Source organism: Sphingobium ummariense RL-3 (assembly GCF_000447205.1).
GTDB lineage: Bacteria > Pseudomonadota > Alphaproteobacteria > Sphingomonadales > Sphingomonadaceae > Sphingobium > Sphingobium ummariense.
Genome location: NZ_AUWY01000136.1, coordinates 179907 through 200560 on the forward strand (window position 1 = coordinate 179907; position 20654 = coordinate 200560).

12 protein-coding genes and 2 pseudogenes are annotated in these 20654 nt (G+C 63.7%); 4 read left to right on the plus strand and 10 right to left on the minus strand.

Features of this window, described 5'->3' with window-relative positions:
* The first annotated feature begins 15 nt into the window (after positions 1-15).
* Genes M529_RS47340 through M529_RS47350 form a run of 3 tightly spaced genes read left to right on the plus strand, consistent with a single transcriptional unit; the run spans position 16 to position 3868 of the window.
* Positions 16-1104: a purine nucleoside permease gene (locus M529_RS47340; RefSeq protein WP_021320177.1), complete on the plus strand. Its 1089-nt coding sequence runs from the start codon at positions 16-18 to the stop codon at positions 1102-1104.
* Positions 1101-2462, plus strand: coding sequence for an 8-oxoguanine deaminase (locus M529_RS47345; protein WP_021320178.1), 1362 nt, complete (start codon positions 1101-1103; stop codon positions 2460-2462). The genes M529_RS47340 and M529_RS47345 overlap by 4 nt, the downstream gene beginning before the upstream one ends.
* On the plus strand, positions 2462-3868 hold the full coding sequence (locus M529_RS47350) for a uracil-xanthine permease family protein (protein ID WP_021320179.1): 1407 nt from the start codon (positions 2462-2464) through the stop codon (positions 3866-3868). The genes M529_RS47345 and M529_RS47350 overlap by 1 nt, the downstream gene beginning before the upstream one ends.
* A 3-nt stretch (positions 3869-3871) precedes the next feature.
* Here M529_RS47350 and M529_RS47355 read toward each other — a convergent pair whose 3' ends face one another.
* The 5 genes from M529_RS47355 to M529_RS47375 form a co-directional block, all read right to left on the minus strand.
* On the minus strand, positions 3872-4528 hold the full coding sequence (locus M529_RS47355) for a cytochrome b/b6 domain-containing protein (protein WP_021320180.1): 657 nt from the start codon (positions 4526-4528) through the stop codon (positions 3872-3874).
* Positions 4529-4543: 15 nt separating this feature from the next.
* Positions 4544-4993 carry a c-type cytochrome gene (locus M529_RS47360; protein WP_021320181.1) on the minus strand — a complete coding sequence of 150 codons (450 nt, stop codon included), beginning with the start codon at positions 4991-4993 and terminating at the stop codon, positions 4544-4546.
* 27 nt (positions 4994-5020) lie between these two features.
* A complete protein-coding gene (locus M529_RS47365) occupies positions 5021-6322 on the minus strand; it encodes an ankyrin repeat domain-containing protein (RefSeq protein ID WP_021320182.1) in 1302 nt (433 codons plus the stop codon).
* Positions 6323-6422: 100 nt separating this feature from the next.
* The gene (locus M529_RS47370; protein WP_021320183.1) at positions 6423-7763 is read right to left on the minus strand and encodes a DUF1552 domain-containing protein; all 1341 of its coding nucleotides are present in this window, start codon (positions 7761-7763) and stop codon (positions 6423-6425) included.
* The gene (locus M529_RS47375; RefSeq protein ID WP_021320184.1) at positions 7760-10183 is read right to left on the minus strand and encodes a DUF1592 domain-containing protein; all 2424 of its coding nucleotides are present in this window, start codon (positions 10181-10183) and stop codon (positions 7760-7762) included. The genes M529_RS47370 and M529_RS47375 overlap by 4 nt, the downstream gene beginning before the upstream one ends.
* Positions 10184-10472: 289 nt before the next feature.
* On the opposite strand from M529_RS47375, the gene M529_RS47380 reads away from it, so the two are divergent.
* Positions 10473-11972, plus strand: a complete 1500-nt coding sequence (locus M529_RS47380; RefSeq protein ID WP_236617764.1) for an adenosine deaminase family protein — start codon at positions 10473-10475, stop codon at positions 11970-11972.
* Between the two features lie 128 nt (positions 11973-12100).
* On the opposite strand, the pseudogene M529_RS47385 reads toward M529_RS47380, so the two are convergent.
* The 5 genes and pseudogenes from M529_RS47385 to M529_RS48885 form a co-directional block, all read right to left on the minus strand.
* A pseudogene (locus tag M529_RS47385) lies at positions 12101-12583 on the minus strand (IS6 family transposase); the annotation flags it as partial.
* Between the two features lie 85 nt (positions 12584-12668).
* The gene (locus tag M529_RS47390) at positions 12669-15767 is read right to left on the minus strand and encodes an autotransporter family protein (RefSeq protein WP_021320187.1); all 3099 of its coding nucleotides are present in this window, start codon (positions 15765-15767) and stop codon (positions 12669-12671) included.
* Between the two features lie 21 nt (positions 15768-15788).
* Positions 15789-19379 carry a beta strand repeat-containing protein gene (locus M529_RS47395; RefSeq protein WP_021320188.1) on the minus strand — a complete coding sequence of 1197 codons (3591 nt, stop codon included), beginning with the start codon at positions 19377-19379 and terminating at the stop codon, positions 15789-15791.
* A gap of 133 nt (positions 19380-19512) precedes the next feature.
* A pseudogene (locus M529_RS49585) lies at positions 19513-19698 on the minus strand (IS6 family transposase); the annotation flags it as partial.
* A 98-nt stretch (positions 19699-19796) separates the two neighbouring features.
* Positions 19797-20548, minus strand: a protein-coding gene (locus M529_RS48885; protein ID WP_152522588.1) for an IS5 family transposase whose coding sequence is annotated in 2 segments (ribosomal slippage) — positions 19797-20230 and positions 20230-20548 — 753 coding nt in all. Because the reading frame shifts where the segments join, the coding sequence is not laid out codon by codon here.
* Between the last annotated feature and the right edge of the window lie 106 nt (positions 20549-20654).

Below are 20654 nucleotides of genomic sequence, written 5' to 3' on the forward strand. Positions count from 1 at the left end.
CGAAAGAATGATCTGATGTCCCTGATCCCGCGTCTTCTCCTGCTCGCAGCAGCGGCCCTGCTGCTCGCACCGGTGGCATATGCACAGGCACCTGCAACCGACTGCGCGCCCGGCGCGGCTTGCTCCAAGCCGCTTCCGGTCCGTGTCGTGATCGTCACCATGTTCGAGATCGGCGCAGACACGGGCGATGCACCCGGCGAATTCCAGCTGTGGAAGGAACGGCGCAAGCTGGATACCCGCATTGCTTTCCCGCAAGGCTATCACGACCTCTATTATAATCCCGACAGCCGCATCCTCGCGATGGTGACGGGCGTCGGCACGGCGCGGTCGGGCACCGGAGTGATGGCGCTGGGCCTCGACCCGCGTTTCGACCTGTCCCATGCCTATTGGCTGGTGGCGGGTATCGCCGGTATCGACCCGCAGGACGCCTCGATCGGGTCGGCCGCCTGGGCGCGCTACAGCGTCGATGGCGATCTGGCGCATGAGATCGACGCGCGCGAAATTCCCAAGGGCTGGAAATCGGGATTCTTCCCGCTCGACAAGCAGGGGCCGGATGACAAGAGTCCGCCGATCACCGAAGGCCGGGTCTTTGCGCTCAATTCCAAGCTTACCGATTGGGCCTATGCGCTGACCAAGGACATGAAGCTACCCGACGATCCGGGCATTGTGAAGGAGCGCGCCCGCTATACCGGCTATCCCAACGCCCAAAAACCGCCTTTCGTACTCATGGGCGACCAACTCTCTGCCATGACCTTCTGGCATGGCAAGTTGCTCACCGACTGGGCGAATGATTGGGTGCGTTATTCGACCAGCGGCAAGGGCGAATTCGTGACCTCCGCCATGGAGGAGACGGGCACACTTCAGGCGATCACCTATCTCGACAGGATCAACAAGGCGGACAAGGACCGGGTTCTGGTGCTGCGGTCGGGCAGCAATTTCTCCATGCCGCCGCCCGGCGTCGCCGCCGCCGACTATCTGCTGCGCGAGAATGAAGGTTATGCGGGCATGAAAGCCTCGCTCGAGAGCCTCTATGTCGTGGGGTCGAAGGTGGTCGACGAACTGATCGGCCATTGGGATCGCTATGAAAAGGCGCCGCCCGAGTGACCCTGACGGTCATCCGCAATGCCGACATTCTCGTCACCATGGATGACCAGCGGCGCGAGATTGCGGAGGGGGTGCTGGCCTTCCGCGATGGCGTGATCGAAGCGGTCGGAACGGCGGCAGAACTGACCGCGCTGGTGCGGGACGCCGATGCGGTGATCGACGCCACCGGTTGCGTCGTCACTCCCGGCCTGGTCAACACGCATCACCATCTCTATCAGTCGCTGACGCGTGCGCTGCCCGGCGCGATCAATGTATCGCTGTTCGATTGGCTGAAGCGCCTCTATCCGATCTGGGCGCAATACACGCCCCAGGATGTGTTCGTGGCCACCCAGCTTGGCCTCGCGGAACTGGCGCTTTCGGGTTGCACGCTCAGCAGCGACCATCTCTATCTGTTCCCCAATGGCGTGACATTGGACGATACGATCGCCGCCGCGCGAGGGATCGGCATCCGCTTCCACCCGACGCGCGGCGCGATGAGCGTGGGGGAAAGCGCCGGCGGCCTACCGCCCGATAGTCTGGTCGAGCGCGAGGACGCGATCCTTGATGATTGCATCCGCGTGATCGACCGATTCCATGATGCCGCCAACGGTGCGATGGTGCGGGTCGGCGTCGCCCCATGCTCGCCTTTCTCCGTCAGCCGCGAGTTGATGCGCGACGCGGCTCTGCTCGCGCGCGACAAAGGGGTGATGCTGCACACCCATCTGGCGGAGGATGCCGACGACGTCGCCTTCAGCCTGGAGCGCTTCGGTTGCCGGCCGGGCCAATATGCCGAGGAGTTGGGCTGGATCGGTCCCGATGTCTGGCACGCCCATTGCGTGCAACTCGACCCTCAGGAAATCGACCTGTTCGCGCGAAGCAGGACCGGCGTCGCCCATTGCCCCTGCTCCAACTGCCGTCTCGGATCGGGCATCGCGCCGCTGCGTGCCATGGTCGCACAAGGCGTTCCCGTCGGCATCGGCGTGGACGGCTCGGCGTCGAACGACAGCGGGCACCTGCTGCTTGAAGCGCGGCAGGCGATGCTGCTCCAGCGCGCGGTCGGCGGCCCATCCGCCTTCGATCCGCGCCATGCGCTGTTCCTGGCGACGCGCGGCGGGGCAGAGATATTGGGCCGGCCCGATTGCGGATCTATTGAAGCAGGCAAGCGCGCCGACATCGCCCTGTGGGACATGGCTGACATCCCGTCCTCAGGCGCCTGGGACAAGGTGGCGGCGCTGCTGCTCGCCCCGCCCTCCGGCGCGCGCGACGTCTTTGTCGAGGGGCGCGCGGTCGTGCGCGACGGCGATCTGGTGCAGGCCAGCCGCCGCGACATCGTGCGCGCCGCCGACCGTTCGCTTGCCCGTCTGATGGAAGCCGCCTGATGCACGCGCCGCCGCCGAATCCTGACATTCCGCTCCGCGCCGGTGTGATGACGGCCGACCAGGCGCGCGATCCCGATCATTTCCCCGGCCTTGCCGTCGCGGTGCCGCTCGGCATCCAGCATGTGCTGGCGATGTTCGTCAGCAACCTGACGCCCGCCATCATCGTGGCGGGTGCGGCGGGCTTCGGCTTTGGATCGCCCGATTCGAGCGCGCTCATCTACATGATCCAGATGGCGATGCTATTCGCCGGGGTCGCCACCCTCATCCAGACGATCGGTGTCGGCCCGGCGGGCGCGCGCCTTCCGCTGGTGCAGGGGACCAGCTTTGCCTTTCTGCCGGTGATGATCCCGATCGTCGCTGGGCAGGGCGTTACCGCCATGGCGCAACTGACCACCGCCGCGATCTGCGGCGGACTGTTCCATATAGGGGTTAGCTTCTTCATCGGTCGCATCCGTTTCGCCTTGCCGCCGATGGTCACCGGCCTCGTCGTGCTGATGATCGGCCTGTCGCTGATGCGCGTCGGGGTGCAATATGCCGCCGGCGGCGTTTCCGCGCAGGGCACGCCTGCCTATGGTGCGGGCATCAGCTGGATGCTGGCGGGGATCGTGGTGTTCACGACGCTGGGCCTCAGCTTCTTCGGACGGGGCATCTGGTCCATCGCATCGGTGCTGCTGGGACTGGCGGCCGGCTATGCGGCCGCCGCCCTGCTGGGGCGCGTGTCGCTCGCGCCGGTGGGCTCAGCGCCCTGGTTCATGTTGCCCTCGCCCTTTCATTTCGGCTTCGCCCTGTCCGCCTCGGCGATATTGGGTTTCGTGCTGATGGGCTTCATCTCCGCGATCGAATCGATCGGCGCGGTGTCGGCGATCTGCGAAAATGGCGCGGGCCGGCCGGCGAGCGACCGGGAACTGATCGGCGCGACCTGCGCCGATGGCATGGGCACCGCGATCGCCGGCGTATTCGGCGCGATGCCGAACACCAGCTTCAGCCAGAATGTCGGCCTGATCGCCATCACCGGCATCATGAGCCGCCATATCGTGACGATCGGCGCGCTGCTCCTGATCGCCTGCGGTCTCGCGCCCAAGGTCGGGGCGCTGGTCACCACCATCCCGATCGAAGTGCTGGGCGGCGGCGTGATCGTGATGTTCGGCATGGTCGCTTCGGCCGCGCTGTCGATCCTGTCGGGTGTCGACTGGACTCAGCGCAACATGCTCATCTTCGGCGTCGCGCTGTCCATCGGCATAGGACTGGAACTGGAGCCCGACGCGGTGTCCCATCTGCCCGACACGCTACGGATCGTACTGACATCCGGGGTGTTGCCGGCGGCGCTGATCGCTGTGGTGCTCAACCTGCTGGTGCCGGATCGGACGGCGCAGCCTCTGGCAGCCCCGCCCGGAGTGCCAACATGACGGTCAGAGATGAAGCCCTTTGGACACGAAATAGGTAATCGCGGCCGCGATCAGCAGACCGGTCAGCGCTCTCCACACCGAGGCCCGGAGGGGGACAGCGGCTGCCCCATCCACCGCCTTTACGCTGCCGGTGATCATCGGGCCGATAAGGTTCCGCCGCCTCGCCAGCAGGTAGAACAGGATCGCCGCGATATGAAGCACGATCAGCCCCATCAGCAGGTTGAAGATCAGGCTGTGCACGTCCGACGCCCAGCGGCCGGCATCGAAGCTGACATAATCTGCCAGTGGCCCTGATTCGAGGCCGTCGACATCGACCGCGAACAGCCCCGCCATCACCATCGCGATCAGGATCGCCAGCATGGAGACCACGCTCCAGCCGCCCAGCGGGTTATGGCCGACATCGGCTTCTCCCGAGCCGCGCAGATAGGCGAGGGCCGCGCGGGGACCGCGCACGAATCGGGAAAAGCGGGCCGTTCGTCCACCAGCCAGGCCCCAATAGAGCCGGAAGACGAGCAGGAAGAGAATGGCGTAGCCCGACCAGCGATGCCACTCCATCTCGTGATTCTCGCCACTCCACCAGGAAAAGGCGATCAGCCCGACGAGCAGCCAATGAAACAGGCGGAGCGGCAAGTCCCAGACAGGCTGAATGATCGGCTTCATCGGGCGCGCTCCGCCTCAGTTATCCGCACGGAACTGCTTGTGGCAGCCCGCGCAGGTACCGCCGACGACCTTGAACTGTGCGCCGATGGCATCGACATTGCCGCCATTGACGACCGTCACCAGCTTGCCCGATTCCGCGACAAGCTTCGCCATCTGCGCGTCGAAGGTCGCCTTCTGCGTCCAGATGGCGGGCAGGGCGTCGGTACCCGCACCGCTACCGGCCGGGAAGAGAGCGCCCTGCTGCCTCGCGGTGGCGGCGACCGTCTGGGCCGCGGCCAGCATCCCCGGCTTGGCGGGGGAGCCGCCGGCGAGTTGCTCCTTCAGCACTTTCATCGCGGCGCCCATTTTCTTGAAGCTCGCCTGCCGCGTGGCTTTGGGATCGGAGGGTGCAGCGACAACTGCGCCTGCCAATGTCAGCACCGCTAGCGGAAGCGCGATGCGGCGGGTGGTTCGATATATGCTCATGCCTGTCTGTCCAATGTCCTTGTCGATCTATTTCCGTACGGTCGCGAGAGTGGTCGCGGGCGGCTGCGGGAACACCTTAAGGAAGACGCTCTTGACCTCGCTCAGGCCATTTGCGGCCATCTGCGCCGCGGTCGCTCCGCGCTTCGTCGCGATATCGGTCCGGGCGCCATGCGCTGCCAGCAGGCGAAGCATGGGCTCAAGCGCTGGCTTTGGCCCGCCGTTGAGCACGACATGCAGCGGCGTTGCGCCGGCGGCGTTGGCGAAATTGGCGTCGGGCGCGAGCGTGAGCGCATAGTCGAGCGCCTCGACACTGCCGCCGGCAGCGGCCGCCAGCAGGACGTTGGTCCCGTCCGCCGCGACGAAATCCGCCTTGGCGCCGGCGTTGACCAGCTGCCGCATGACAGCCGCATGGCCGCCCGATGCCGCCATCAGCAGGGGCGGTGTCGGCGGAACCGGCGGGGGCGGGACGCCGAAATTCGCTTCGGTCACCCATTTGATCGTGGTCGAGCCGGTGAGGCCGTTCACATCCGCCCCCTTCGCCAGCATCGCGGCCACCAGATCGGCGTCGCCCCCTGACGCCGCGACATGCAAGGGCTGCCGTCCTTCCCGGTCACGCTCGGCAAGGTCGCCGCTGCGCGCCACGAACAGCAAAGCGGCTGCGTAATGATGCTGATAGAGCGCGAGTTGCAGCGCGCTCGTCCGCTCCGGACCGCGATAGTCGGCCTTCGCGCCCGCCGCCATCAATGCCTCGCACGCGGGGACCGAGCCATCGCGGATCGCAAAGAAGAGGGGCGTGAAGCCGCCCTTGGACACGCGGTTGACATCAGCGCCGGCCCGGATCAACGGCGCGATCGCCTCGACCCGACCGGAAGACGCCGCCCACATCAAGGGCGTCTGCCCCATGGCGTCGGGTCGGTCCGCCGGTGCACCCGCCGCCAGCATCCGCGCGACCGCGTTCGCCGGGCCGAAACGCGCGCAAATGGCGAGCGGGGTCACGCCGTCGAGCCGTGCCGCGCGGACATCGGCATGGGCGTCCAGCAACTGCGTTACTATCCGCGCATCACCCAGTTCACAGGCAAGCGCCAGCGGCGTCTGTCCATCGCTCTCCGCCATGTCAGCCTTCGCGCCCTTGGCGAGCAGCGCCCTCACCATATCGGGGTTCTGCCGGCTGACCGCCCAGGCAAGCGGGGTCGCGCCGAAGCTGGATCTCTCGTTCGGATCGGCCCCGGCCGCGAGCGCACTGGTCACACCCGCCACGTCATTCGCCTTGATCGCGTCGAGGAGTGGACCCTGAGCCTGGGCAACGCTTCCCCAAAATGCCAACGTCATCCCCGCGAAGGCGGGGATCCATCCCCGGACCTTGCGTCCAGGCGAAAGTGTGGGAGATGGATTCCCGCTTTCGCGGGAATGACGGGCTTGCTCTGCGTGCCTAGGCATCCGTCAATGCCCTGAACGGTGCGTTGCTGTCGCCGATCGCCTTCACCGGCACATCGAGCAGGTGGAGGCCCGTGAGCAACAGGTTGGACATGGTGGTTCCCTTCTCCGCCGCGATGTGCCGCCCGCCCTTGATGAGGCCGCCGGCCACGATCACTGGCAGGTCCATATGGTCATGGTCGTTGGGATCGCCGAAGGCCGACCCGCGCAGCACCAGCGTGCGATCGAGAAGGGAGCCTTCGCCATCCTTCACCGCCTGCATCCGGTCCAGATAATAAGCGAAATAGCCCATATGATGCCGGTTGATCTTCGCCAGCTTTTCCATCTTGTCCGGGTTGTTGCCGTGATGGCTCAGCATATGATGGCTGTCCGGCACGCCTATCTCAGGATAGGTACGATTGCTGAGCTCGCGCCCGATCATGAAGCTGCCGATGCGAGTGATGTCCGCCTGCATTGCCAAGACCTGAAGGTCTATCATCAGCCGCACATGTGCGTCGAAACTGTCGGGGATGCCGGCCGGTTGAACCATGTCGCCGGGCCCAGTCGTAACCGGCGAGGTCATGGCCCGCTGGATACGCTTTTCAATGTCGCGGGTCGCGGTCAGATATTCGTCCAGCTTGGCGCGGTCCGCCATGCCGAGATCGCGGGACAGCCGGGCGGTATCCTCCATCACGAAATCGAGGATGCTGGTTTGGCGGCGCAGCTGCGCGATCCGGCCCTTCTCGTCCAGCGTCTCGCCGTCGCCGAACAGTCTTTCGAACACGTCGCGCGGATTGGCAGTGACGGGGAGGGGCACGGTGGGGCTGCGCCAGCTGATGCCATTGGTGTAGGCGCAGCTATAGCCGATGTCGCAGCTGCCCAGCAGGCTGGCCTGGTCGATGCCCAGTTCCAGCGAACTCAACTGCGTCGCGTCGCCGAGATGATCGGCGAAGACCTGATCCATGGACACGCCGCAGCGTATGTCGGTGCCTTCGGTCTGCTTCACATGCACGCCGGTGATGAAGGCGGGGCAGGATCGGCCATGGCCTGCCGGGCGGTCGCCCATCGCAGCGGCCTGCGGATGGCCCAGGCCGGTGACGACAGCGATCCGCTCCCGGTGCGCGGCGAGCGGCTCCAGCGTCGATGGCAGGGTGAAACCCGCGCCGGTATTGCTGGGCACGAAATCCTTCATCATCATGCCGTTGGGCGAATAGAATATCTGGAGGCGCTTGGGCCGAGCCGCGATGTCGGCCGCCTTCGCGCTCGGCATCATCGCCTCCAGGAAGGGCAGCGCCATAGTCGCGCCGAGGCCGCGCAGCATCGTGCGGCGATCAAGGGGATTGCGGATCAGCCTCATGATTGCGGGGTCTTTCGCAGGAGGAAGGCGTCGCTCTTCACGATGCCGCGCACGATCGTCTGGATGCGATATCCGTCCGCCGCCGCCGCGCGGGAAATGCCGCGCACCATCGGCATGTCGCGGCCGGTCAGGCCCCGGGCCAGCGCATAGGTCAGCAGCCTTTCAGTGAAAGCGGCGGTGAATTGGTCCTTGCGCGCCATCAGCACGTCTCGCAGCCCGCCTATGCCGGCGAATTTCGTGCCGTCGGGCAGGACGGCGGAAGCGTCGATCGCCTGTCCCGCGTCCATCCGGCGATAGCCGCCGATCGCGTCGAAATTCTCAAGCGCAAAGCCGAGCGGATCCATCTTCACATGACAGCCGGTGCAGGCCGGGTCGGCGCGGTGCATTTCAAGCTGCTCGCGCGCGGTCAGCAATCGGCCGTCGCGCGTTTCCTTGAGTGCGGGCACGTCGGGCGGCGGCGGCGGTGGCGCGGCGGCCAGCATATTATCGAGAATCCACTTGCCGCGCTTCACCACGGACGTGTGATTGCCATAGGAGGTGACGGTCAGGATGCTCGCCTGCCCCAGCAATCCGCCACGGTTCGAGTCCGCAGGCAGGCTCACCAGCCGCATCGCCGGACCGCTGACGCCGCCGATACCATAATGATCGGCCAGCCGCTGGTTCATGAAGCTGTAATTGGCGGAAATGAAATCCAGCAGGCTGCGGTTGGTACGCAGCACGTAGCTGAAGAACATCGCGGTTTCCTGTCCCATGGCGCTGCGCAGCCGCGCGTCGAACTGCGGAAAAACGCTGATATCTGGCCGCTGCTGATCCAGGTTGCGCAGATACAGCCATTGCCCGGCGAAGTTGGTGGTGAGCGCCTGTGCCTTCGGATCGGCGAGCATCCGCGTCACCTGCGCGTCGAGCACCGCCTCGTCGCGGAGTTGGCCCTTGTCGGCGAGGTCCAGCAATATGTCGTCGGGAATGCTGCTCCAAAGGAAGAAGGACAGGCGCGACGCCAGTTCATAATTGTTGATGGGATGGACGCTGCCGGGCGCGCTACCCTTGGGATCGCCCTCGACCAGGAAGAGAAAGTGCGGCGACACCAGGATCGCTTCCAGCCCGGCCTCGATGCCATGCTCGAAATCGCTCCGCGCCCGCTCGGCAGCATAGAGGCGCATCAGGGGAGCGAGGTCCGCGTCGGTCACCGGCCGGCGATAGGCGCGCCGGGCGAGCGAGCCCAGGATGCGCCGCGCACAGGCCGTCTGCGCCGCCTCGCCCTTCGGATTGCAGAGAAAAATGCGGTCGCGGCTGGGCGTGCGCGCCATCCCTTTCGGCGCGAACGGTCCCGCGACATCGATCTGCAATACGTCGCGCGGATAATTCTGCTGCGCGTATCGGGGCGAAAGCCGATAGGACGGCACCGCCACCGTCTTCACCACCTTGCCGTCGATGGACACGTCCATTGGCAGCATCTGCGGCGCGGCGGTCGGCATCGGCACCTTGTCCAGATCGTTGCGCAGCGTCTGCACGCTTTCCTCGGGCGCAAGCCGCCGGCGGAAGGACAGGCCCACCACGTGCGCGCCCGCCTTCATCGGCACGCGCACGCTCACTTTATCCTCGGGCAGCCTGTCGGTCTCATTATTGGTATTGGCATTCAGCCAGCCGCTGATCTCATATGTGCCATCGTGCCGGGCGTAATAAGTGAAAGCGCCGCCCCCGCGCGAGCCCAGCGGCAGATCGTCGCTCGCCTGCTCATTATAGGCGGGACGGCCGCCATTCATGATCGATCCGTCCTTGGGCAGTTCATAGCTTGTGACGAACGGCTTGCGCGAAGTAAGGCCCGTCGCCATCCGCCCGACCTTGCCGGCCACGGAGATATAGCGATCCATCAGTGTCGGCGAGACGCTCAGGACATCGGCGATATTGTCGAAGCCATAGCCCGAATTGTCCTGCGGCAACTCACGCGACATATCGATCTTCAGCGCCAGCAAGTCCCGGACGGCGTTCGCATATTCGACTCGATTGAGCCGGCGGATGGTCGCGCGGCCCGGGTCGGGATGAGCTGCGGCATAATCGTCCAGCGACTTTTCCAGCCACCAGACGAAGGCGGCGCGCTGGGCGGCATCGGGCTGCGGCTTATTGAGCGGGGGCATCTCGCCAAGGCTCACCCGGCGCAGCACTTTCTCCCATTCCTCGACATGCTTGCCCCATTGCAGATCGGCGGTGCGCAGATCGTCGAGCGACAGGCCGGCGACCCGGTCGTCGTCATTGTGGCATCGCCCGCAATAGTCGCCGATCATGTCGGGCGGGCCATTAGGGCTTGCGGACGCCGGGACGGATGACGCGGTCGGGGCATCCTGCGAATGGGTGACGACCGACGCGCCGAGCGCCAGCGCGGCGAACGCAAGCGCATATCGCGGCCAATATCCGCCAGTCATCGCCGCATACTCCGCCGCCCTGTCGGCACCCGTCACACTCCCTTGTGATAAGCTGGACGGGCAGCGCCGCGATATCCGCAATCCGTCCGTCGGGGCTGGCCTATGAAGGATGCGGCGCAGCGTCCATTGCCGTTATCGCGACGACGCGATGTAAAAATTAGGCGGCAATGCCTCGATCCGGCCGAATAAAGGCAATGTCATGTGCGTAATATGGTGATTGCTGCGCCGCGGCGACACCGCCACAGCGGCTTCGCGGCTTGGGTTCGTTTCGGGGGATGACATGATAGGCTTGACGAGATGGATCGCAGCGCTGCTGCTCACCGCCACCCCGGCGCTGGCAGATACGCCGTCCGTGTCCGACGAAGCACGCACCGCCGCCTATATGGACAGCGTCGCGGCCAGCCCACCGCGCCTGCGCCTCTTTTTGCAAGAGATGCCCAAGGGCGGCGATCTGCATAATCATGCGGGCGGGGCCAATTTCGCCGAGGATTATTTGCGATGGGCGGCGGCGGACGGGCTTTGCCTGATGGCGGACAGCTACAAGCTGGTCGGACCGCCCTGCGAAGGACCCGGCCGCATTCCCGCCGCCGGGCTGGAGCGCGACTATCCGCGCTATGCCGCCGCCATCAACGCTTTCTCCACACGCGGGTTCGAGGCTGGGACGGGCGACCCGACAGTGGCGGGCTATGACCGATTCTTTTCGACGTTCGAGCGGTTCGGCGCGGCCTATTCGCGCCATGTAGGGGAAGCGCTGACGCTTGCCCGGCGGCAGGCGGCCGCCGATCATGTATCCTATCTGGAATTGTCGAGCGGATCGCGCGTCGCTGCCGAGCTGGCGGCAAAGGTTGGCGGCGCGGACGCCGGCGACCTGAACGCGCTTTATACCCGGATCGCCCCGCTCCTGCCCGATGCCGTGCGGCAGGTAACGGCCGATTATGACAGCTATGACGCGGAAATGGCACAGGCCGATGGCTGCGGCGGCACGACACCCGCGCCCCCCTGCGATGTGGCGATGCGTTATCTGTTCACGGCGCTGCGCACCATGCCGCCAGCGCAGGTTTTCGTCCAACTCTCGCTGGCCTTCGCCATGGCCGACACCGACCCGCGCTTCGTCGGCGTCAATATCGCCGCGCCCGAACATGATCCCATCGCGATCCGCGACTATCGGCTGCACATGGCGATGATCGCCTTCCTGAAAGCGCGCTATCCCAAGGTGAAGCTCTCGCTCCACGCCGGCGAACTGTCTTTGGGGCTGGTGCCTTCGCGCGATTTGGCCTTTCACATACAGGATGCCGTGGCAGTGGCCGGGGCCAGCCGCATCGGCCATGGCGTCGACATCAGCTATGAACGCGATGCGCCTGTCCTCCTCAGGCGCATGGCACGAGACAGGGTCGCGGTGGAGATCAACCTGACCAGCAATGCCGTGATCCTGGGGGTGAAAGGCGCGATGCACCCGCTGTCGCTCTATCGCGAGGCAGGCGTGCCGGTGGTGCTGTCGACCGATGACGAAGGCGTATCGCGCAGCGACATGACCAACGAATATCTGCGCGCCGTCACTGAACAGGCACTGGGCTATCGCGACCTGAAACAGATTGCGCGCGACGGCCTCCAATACGCTTTTCTCCAGGGGCCAAGCCTGTGGCGGGACCGCGCGGGCGGCGCCATGGTTGCCGCCTGCGCGTCGCCCGATGCGCCGACCTGCAAAGCCTTCCTCGCGACCAGTCCCAAGGCCGAACGGCAATGGCGACTGGAACGAGAACTGAAGCTTTTCGAAGCCAAAGCGCGCTGATCAAGGGTGGTTTGGCGCACTGGACCCCGGAAGAAAGTCTTGGTTCGATATCGAAGCTTCACAGGAGTGCGTCAGACAAACGCGAACCGCTTCTCCACTGGATGTACCTCGAACTGAAGGACAGGGGCTTAGCTTGCCAGCGACCGCCGCTCTGCGAGGGCGGCCGAGCGTCTTTCCTTATAGGTCTTCCGATCGACGAGGTGGCGTTCCAGTGAGAAGTGGTTGTGAAGGTTGGCTTTGACAGGAGCGAAGTTCTGTAGCGCCTTCATCTGCCTGAAGCGCAGCATCGTCCGCTCTCGTCGCCGGAGGGGGAGGTGGCTGTTCTCTACCCTGTTATTGGCCAAGCGTCCGACCTCCTGCTTGCCGCGATTGCCGAGCTCCATCATCGCCGCGCCATAGGATCGCAGGCCATCGGTGGTGATCGCCTCCAGCGAGCTGTGTCGCTTCAGCGCCTTCTTCATGAAGGCAAGAGCAGCCTTCTTGTCGCGCGTTTTGGTGACATAGCTCTCGCGGATCTCACTTTCGTGATCGACGGCGTGTCAGAGGTACATCATCTCGCCGTTGATCTTGACGTACATCTCGTCGAGGTGCCATCGCCAGCGGCGGAAGCCTATCGAACAGCAGGTCTTCTACATTCCGCCTGTCTACAAATGACCTGTTTGCTTTGACAGCACCGCTGGGGGCTAGACCCCTCGATCAGAATTTGAAGGTGACACCCCCATTGACATGCTGTTGTCCGTTCCGACCGGAAAATTCCACATCACCATTCACGAATATGGATAGCTTCGCCGAGATCACCATATTCAAGCCGCCAGCAGCGTGAGGCAGGGTCTTCTTTCTCTCCACGCCGACGACGGTATAAGCCGTATTCGTGCCAAGAAAGGAACCGGCCGCATCGATGGCATCGCCGTCCAGCTTATGGCGCATGCCGACGGCAACCCATGGGCTCAGACTTTCCTCGCTGGGTGCCTCGAGCTTCAGGTCGGCGCTCAGGAAAGTGGCGTCATATGTCTGCTTGGCGACATTCAGCGCGAAGGCCCCGCCGGATTCGCTTGCGGCGTCGCGCTTGACGCTGACGCGGGTAAGGCCGATCTGCGGCCCCGCCCGCCAGCCGCTGCGGATTGCGAATCCATAGCTCAGCCATCCGTCGATGGTTGTGCTGTGGAGGTCATAATGGCTGCCCGTAGCGCTGCCACCGGCTGGATTGCGTGACGTGTCCACCTTGGCTCGGTCGAAGATCAGCGTCGCCCCGGCCGAAAGGCCGCCGTTCGCGTAGTGAAGGCGGCCGCCGAAGAACAGGCCATCCGCGTCATTGCTCATGGCGGTGCCGCCCAGACGCTGCTTGCTTTCTTCGTTGCCGACAAACAGTGCTGCACCCAGGGTGCTGTTGCCATAGCCCAGGCCGCCGAGATAGCCCGAACTATCCACATCAGCCTGCGCTGTTCCGCGAGCATCCGCATCGAAGGTACGGCCATTGCCATAGGCCTGCCCAAAGGCGAACAGCCCGGCTTCGTCGCCAAGTCTTGCCATTTGCACCGAACGGAGCGCCCCGCTGATAGCCAAGCCATTCTCGATCCCGATCTGAGCCGCCGAGGCATAGGCTTCGGGGCTGAGCGTAGAGAGCGCCGCTTCGTTCCCATAGCCCTCGGCGTCCACCATGCCGGGGAATGCAGAGAGCATGCCGGGCGTCGCCTTGCCGCCCAGCAGGAGCGTGTTGAGATAGTCCTTCGTCCGCTCCACCTGAGCCAACGCCCCGGTCCTCAGCTGGAACAGGCCAGTCAGCTGAATCTCCTTGGCCCCGAAACTCAGCACGCCCGCAACTGTCTCGTCACGCATGATGTTAGTGCCGAAGCTGCCGGTAATGCCGTCGCTGGCGCGAACGATCGTGTAGACGCCCGGCGTCAGCGGCCGGTTGCCGGTGAGGGTCAGCTTGGCGCCATCCTTGATGGCCAGAAATCCATTGATAACCAGCGCGTCGCTGACCGTCGGCGTGAATTCGAACAGAGCATTCGACCCACCGTTCAGCGTCACATTGCCGTTAACGGTCATGGTACCGGGAGAGGCGCCCGGCGCGAGCGTGCCGCTGACGGCGATCGCGCCGTTGACCGTGCCGGCCGAGGCGAAGACCGCGCCCTTCGGTACATCGATCCTTCCCGAAATCACCGAGCCGGCCAAGCCCGTCACGCGGCTGTCTTGTCCGAACAGGATGCTCCCCGTGATCGTGCCGGCATTCACCAACTGGTTCCGGCCGTTGGTCAGGTCCAGCCCGCCGACGATCGTGCCGTTGTTCACCAACGAGTTGGTGCCCCCAGCGAAGGTCACCGCTACCGGCCCAGCCGTCTGCAACGTCTGTCCTGCACCGAGCGTCAGGGTCGCGTCACGCAGAAACAGCGTATCCTCGGTGAACGGTCCATCGGTTTTGACGGTGCCCGATCCGCTGATGAGCTTGCTTTCGAAATTGACGAAGTGCGCAAGCAGCTTCTGGTTGAGCAGGCCGCCGCCCGTTATGTCGATGACGGCCTTGTCAATGCCATCGCCCCCGTCGACAGTGCCTGTTAGCGCACCCCCGATATTGTGCGTCATGCTGTCGTCGCCGGCGCGCAGATAGATGTCGCCATCGATTTTGCCGGCGTTGATCAGGCTGTCGTCTCCATCGCCAAGATCAATCGATCCGATGATGACGCCGGTCGACCGGTTGACGACGGTATCCACCGAATGAAATGTCTGTACCGCGCCAGCCAGGAATTTCTCGGACAGATCCAGCGCGTAGTCGTTCCAGCTGATCACGGTGTCGGCATCGATCATTCCGCCGGCATTGCCGCGGATCGTGCCGGCATTGTCCAGCGATACCTTGTCCGCGAGGACCCCCACCGCCAGCGATCCCGTTGCGAGATATCCTTCAGGCACGGTGGGGGGCGCGTCGCCCTGACCCCAATAGCGCGGGAGGTAGGAGGTCGATCCGCTGGCCGAAATCGTCGCGCCCTGAGCGTTGACGATGCTCACTTCGCTCGCGCCGTCGCCAGGTGCCATGATACCGACCGCAGTCGCGCCGATCAGCTCTTTCGGACCATATCCGTACGGGGGCGGCGAAAATCCCGCGCCATCGTCAGCCGTGATCGTTCTTCTGTTGGTCAGGGTCAGCGTGCTGTTTGGCGGGACGCGCGTGCTTTCTTCCGCTTCCCCGCTGTAGGCACCCACGACGATGCCGGAGGCCGCTGCCCCAGTTCCGACGATCGATCCGTCATTGGTGATGCGGACCGCACGATCCACGTCGGCCCGGACGACAACGGACAGCGCCGTGCCCTGAGGCTGTGCCGTGTCGGCCTGACCGATCCTGCCGCTGTTGGCGATATCCATCGCGACGGCCGCACTGGAGACTGTCGCGCCGAGCACAGAGCCGTTGTTGGTGAAGCTGAGGCTGTCCTGATGGGTCTCGGCCGGGTAGCCGAACTGGTCATAGCCGCCCAGGCGACCGGGTTGATTGACGTAGACAGAGCCGTGGACGACACCGCTGTTCATGACGGTCACCCGTCGCGCGGACAAGGTTGCGGTCAGCTTCCCGTCTATGGTGCCGCTGTTCAGGATCGATGCGTCGTCGGCATTGGGTGTGCTGGGATATTCGAGATTGTAGCGCGGGCCGACCGTCAGCACCGCAGCCGCATAATAGGGGTTGGATGAGGTGATCCGCCCCGAATTGACGAAGCTGAAGCTGCGCGTGTTGGCGGTGACGAGCGCGCCGCCGATGATCTGGCCGCTATTGTCGAAGCTGTTGCGAGCCGATGTGACCGTCGCCATCCGATCGATGGAGACGGCATATCAATCCCCGCCATACGCGTTCTGAGGGACATCGGCCCCTGCGACCGTGCCGCTGTTGCGGAAGCTGAAACCCGTAGGGTCGTTGGCCACGATCTGAATGGCGGGCCGGTACATGTCGGAGCCCATTATGGTGCCCTGATTGTCCAGCGCCCGTGCATAGCCGGCGACGCCGCGCGCCAGAGTAGCACGGTTGACGAATGTCAATGTCGATCCTGCGCCGACGCTGTTGGCGGGATCGGTCGCGCTGCCGAGGGTTATCGACGTCGGGCCGGTGGCGCCGGTCTCGTTCATGACGATATCGTTCACGATGGTTCCGTCGCCGGCCAAGAACAGGGGCCTCGTCTGCGACCGCTCGCCGGTCAGGGTAAGGACCGTGTCCGTGCCATAGGCGGCGAACCCCAGATCCTCGAACCCGGCGGGCGGCATGATGCCTGCATCCAGCGCCACAGTCGTGCTCTTGTCATAGGCGTGGACGAAAGTGTCGATCCCCGCCAGGGTATCGATGGTTCCGGACACGCCGGTGTCGCCGTTCAGTGCAATAACGATGTCGTCATTTTTCGACAGCGTCAGGTTGCCATTCAGCGTGCCGCCGCGATTGATGAAGATGCTCGAACCACTGTCATAGCCATAGCCGTAAGGATCGTAGCGCAAGATCACGTCGCCCTGGATCGTTCCCTCATTGGCGAGGATGCTGCCTGAGCTGAGGGCGATCGCAGGGACGCCGGGGCCACCCGCAATGAGGCCGCCGACCTGATTCCAGACGCGGGACGCATAATAATAGTCCGTGCTGCTTACCGCGTGCCCGGCGCTGCTGCGCAAGATGCCGCTGTTGGAAAGAAAAGCCGGTCCTCCGGAAATAACTATGGCACTGCCTTCGGTTTCGATGCTCCCCGTATTGAGGATGGTGCCCGATCCGTTCACGCCGACCGACAGGGCGCCGCCACCGACCTGCTCGATCACGCCAGCATTTCGAAGGATCGCGTCGGGTGTGAAGGAAGTCCGGATGCCGGTCGACCCGCTCAGTCGGATCACGCCATTGTTTACGACGGTCGTGCCACCGCTGATTGCAGTGCCATAAGGCCCGTAGAGAGAGATGCCCACCCTTACGTCGATCGTGCCATTATTGGTGAAACTGTTGCCTTCACCGACGCCGATGGCGGTGCCGTAGGAGAAAGTGCCCTGCCTGAAGGTGATCGTTCCGTTGTTGGTCATGGCGATGGTGTTGGCCGGCGGCTGGTCAGCACCGTCGAGCGCGATAGCCATAGCGGTCAAGTCGATCAAAGACCTATCCGTGGTGCCGGTCATGTCACCCGTCAGCACGACCTGGCCCGACCCCGCGACGCTGAGACCGACGCCGTTCGATCCGGTCAGCGTGAGCGTCGCGTCGTTCGAAAGCTGGTAGGACAGATCGGAGAAAAAGCCCTTCAGAGCGGGGGCGGTCGTCGTATCTGCATCGACAAAGTACCGGAGCGTTGCAGGACCGATGCCCGTAACCCGGCCCGTCAGACCAGCGAATTCGCCCGGACCATTGTTGACCAGCGAGGTGGCGAACATGTCGTAGCCGGAGCCGAGATAGATGTCGCCATCGACGGTGCTGCCGGACAGCGCGGCGAAGACATTCCCAGACCCACCATAGTAGCGCTGCCCACCCAGATCGACATTGCCCCTGATGATACCGGCATTGATGACCTGGATACCACCACGATACATATCGTCAGCGGGTGTTGACACACCCGCTGCGCCGCCCGTGATCACACCGGTCGACTGGTTGATGACTGTCCCGTTCGAACCGATTTCAAGTCCATGGCCGGCAGACGAGATCGTGCCGCTGTTGACGAATGTGCTTGCTTGCACGCGGACACCGACGGTTACCCCTTCGATCGTACCGCTGTTTGAAGAATCGTCATTGACGATGTCGGCGCCGACACCCTGGCTGGATCTGATAACTCCGCTATTGTCCAGCCCGTACCAAGCGCGAACGGCGGTGGCATCGGCGGTGATGGTGCCGTTGTTGCTGATCCGGGTCGACGTTCCGGCCACACCGCTGCCGCCGATCGCCGTTATCGTGCCGCTATTGTCGAACAGAGACGCGGATCGGAGATTTGCGGCATAGGAGCCTGCGCCGGAAAGATGGGCGACGATTGTCCCCATCTGGGATATGACGAAACCACTGCTGTTATAGTTGTCCTCCAGCAGAGCCGGCCCTTGAGTATCGATCGAGCCGGCCAGGACGAATTCGTTCCGGGTGTTGTAATAGCCGACGTCAGCGCCGCCCAGGGTCAGGGCTTCGGTGGAAAAGAAGCTTTCCGACAAGGTGAGAGTCGAATCCCGGCCAACCCGCAAGCTGACGGTTTCGATCGTGTCGGGCTTGGAAACGGGGCTGTCCAGCACGCTGTCTTTCAGGAAGTTGTACACCAGCATGTCGTTGCCGCCGCCGGCATCGACCCGGCCCGTAACGGTGCCGAACGGCTGGTCCATCCTGTCCACATCACCGATGAAAACGTCGTTGCCGGCACCCAACAGGATATCGCCGTCGATCGTGCCGCCGATATTATCGATGAACGACGCGGCATCGCCGCCGCGGATATTGCCTTGGATCGAGCCGCGATTGGTAAGGTTCAGACTGCCGTCGGAAACGATCGCGTCCTCAGCGCCGGAAATGACGCCATTGTTGTGGACTTCGACCGATTGGGTGACACTGATCGCTGTCTGCGTGGCAACGATGCTGCCGGTATCCTGGTTGGTGATCCACAGGCTTGCACCGCTGATCGCGCGGCCTGTCCCCTCCGCAAAGATGTCGCCTTCATTGGTAATGTTATCGTTCTGTCGGAGGAGAAGCGTATCGGCCGAACCATTCGCGCGGATTACTCCGCGATTCGTAATACTAACCAAGCCGGTATAATATTGGGACGCTGGCTCTTTGGCGAACGCGCTCAGCGCTGCGCCGTCGATCAGGCCTTCGTTGATTAGCGTTCCCACTCGCCCCTGGATCGCGCCGATCGTGCCGGTTGACCGGTTGAGGATCGAGGAGAAGTAGGAGGACCCGTCATCAGCGCCGTGCAGCGCCAATCCTCCGGCAGTGCTGCTGATGACGCCGCCGTTTTCCACTGAGACTGCCGTGCCTCTATAATATGGATAAACGCCAGTGGGAGGGAGCAGGTCTATCCCTGTTGGGCCAGAAATCCTGCCGGTTTCGGAAATGGTGAAAGCCACATTGTCCGAGGAGCCCAAATTTCCATAGGATTGTACCGCGATAGCGCTCGACGTTCCGCCGCCCACGGTGCCGTCCACCTGAATAGCGATCGAAGCGTTCCAGTAGCTGTTATAGGGAAAGGTTACCAGGATACTGCTGGCATCCGGCGCCGAAAGGGTGGCATCCTGCTCGACCAGAACCGTCGAGCCCGCCTGGTTCACAATCAGCTGGGTGGTTTCTTCGCCCGAGCATACGGTTTTTTCGCCGGCCCGCGACGGGTTCGGCGTGCAGGCCGCCTGCGCGACGCCCGGCGCTGCCAGAGTCAAGGCGATGGCCGACGAGATGAATAGCGAAGCGTGGCAGATAGCGCGGCGACGCACCTTGATACCGATTGTCATAGATCCCCCGGAGCCCCCTTGGCTTTCAAATGACTAACCGGTTGGGGCGCTTATGGAAAGAGGGTTGTATTAGGTGTTCAGGCAAACGCGAATCAGTCTCCACAGGATGCACGTGGGCTAAGAAGGCAGGGGCCTAGCTCGCGATCATCTGCCACTCCGCGAGGGCCGCGGAGCGTCGTTCCTTAAAGATCTTTCGATCGACGAGATGGCGTTCCAGTGAGAAGTGGTTGTGAAGGTTGGCGTTGACAGGGGCGAAGTTCTGTAGCGCCTTCATCTGCCTGAAGCGCAGCATCGTCCGCTCTCGTCGCCGGAGGGGAAGGGGCAGATGTCGATGCCGCTCTCGAACAGCAGGTCTTCCACATTCCGCACAACAATGGATAGCGTACATATATCAGCACCACTAGAGCGGATCGACATTTATTGTAGCCAGATCATGGCGGCGGCGAGGTGTATGAAGCCGGTGAAGTGGATGGTTCGGCGTTCATATCGGGTGGCGAAGCGGCGGTAGTGCTTGAGCCTGTTGAAGCATCGCTCGATCTGGTTGCGATGCTTGTAGATGGCGACATCGTGGGGGATTACGGCCTTGCGGCAGCGGTTCGACGGGATCACCGCGATGGCGTCCATATCGGCGATCAGTGCGCGTAAGGCATTGCTGTCGTAGGCTTTATCGGCAAGCACGGCCTCGGCCTGCAGGCCGTTGAGCAAGGCCGGTGCAGTGGTAATGTCGCCGACCTGGCCGGCGGTGACGATAAAGCGCAGCGGCCGGCCGAACGTGTCGGCGAGCATGTGGATCTTGGTGGTCAGCCCGCCTCGGGAACGCCCCAGCGCCTGGTCGCAGGCCCCCCTTTCCCGCTCGCCGCCTGCTGGTGGGCACGAACGATGGTGCTATCGAGCATCAGATACTGATTGTCGCGGTCGGCCACCAGCGAGGCAAACACTCGCTCCCATACCCCGGCATGGCACCAGCGGCTGAACCGCCTGTGCACCGTCTTCCACTTGCCATAGCGTTCCGGAAGATCGCACCAGTGGGCGCCCGACCGTAGCACCCACAAACAACCGTTCACGAACAATCGGTTATCCGATCCCGTCCGGCCACGATCCCCCGCCTTGCCAGGCAGCAACGGCTCGATCCGCTGCCACTGCCCATCGCTCAACTCGTATCGCTTGATGCCCATCACCCGCTCCGTGCCATAACACGGAACCCCATGAATCAGACAGCCTCTCGCTTGGGAATCCTAAATGTCGATCCGCCCTAGGCGAATCATCTCGGGCGAC

Coding starts and splice junctions, on each gene's coding strand:
- M529_RS47390 (WP_021320187.1), bottom strand. CDS start 15,767: ATGGCGACGGTCACATCGGCTCGCAACAGCTTCGACAATAGCGGCCAG.
- M529_RS47350 (WP_021320179.1), top strand. CDS start 2,462: ATGCACGCGCCGCCGCCGAATCCTGACATTCCGCTCCGCGCCGGTGTG.
- M529_RS47360 (WP_021320181.1), bottom strand. CDS start 4,993: ATGAGCATATATCGAACCACCCGCCGCATCGCGCTTCCGCTAGCGGTG.
- M529_RS47370 (WP_021320183.1), bottom strand. CDS start 7,763: ATGAGGCTGATCCGCAATCCCCTTGATCGCCGCACGATGCTGCGCGGC.
- M529_RS47340 (WP_021320177.1), top strand. CDS start 16: ATGTCCCTGATCCCGCGTCTTCTCCTGCTCGCAGCAGCGGCCCTGCTG.
- M529_RS47375 (WP_021320184.1), bottom strand. CDS start 10,183: ATGACTGGCGGATATTGGCCGCGATATGCGCTTGCGTTCGCCGCGCTG.
- M529_RS47395 (WP_021320188.1), bottom strand. CDS start 19,379: ATGACAATCGGTATCAAGGTGCGTCGCCGCGCTATCTGCCACGCTTCG.
- M529_RS47365 (WP_021320182.1), bottom strand. CDS start 6,322: ATGACGTTGGCATTTTGGGGAAGCGTTGCCCAGGCTCAGGGTCCACTC.
- M529_RS47355 (WP_021320180.1), bottom strand. CDS start 4,528: ATGAAGCCGATCATTCAGCCTGTCTGGGACTTGCCGCTCCGCCTGTTT.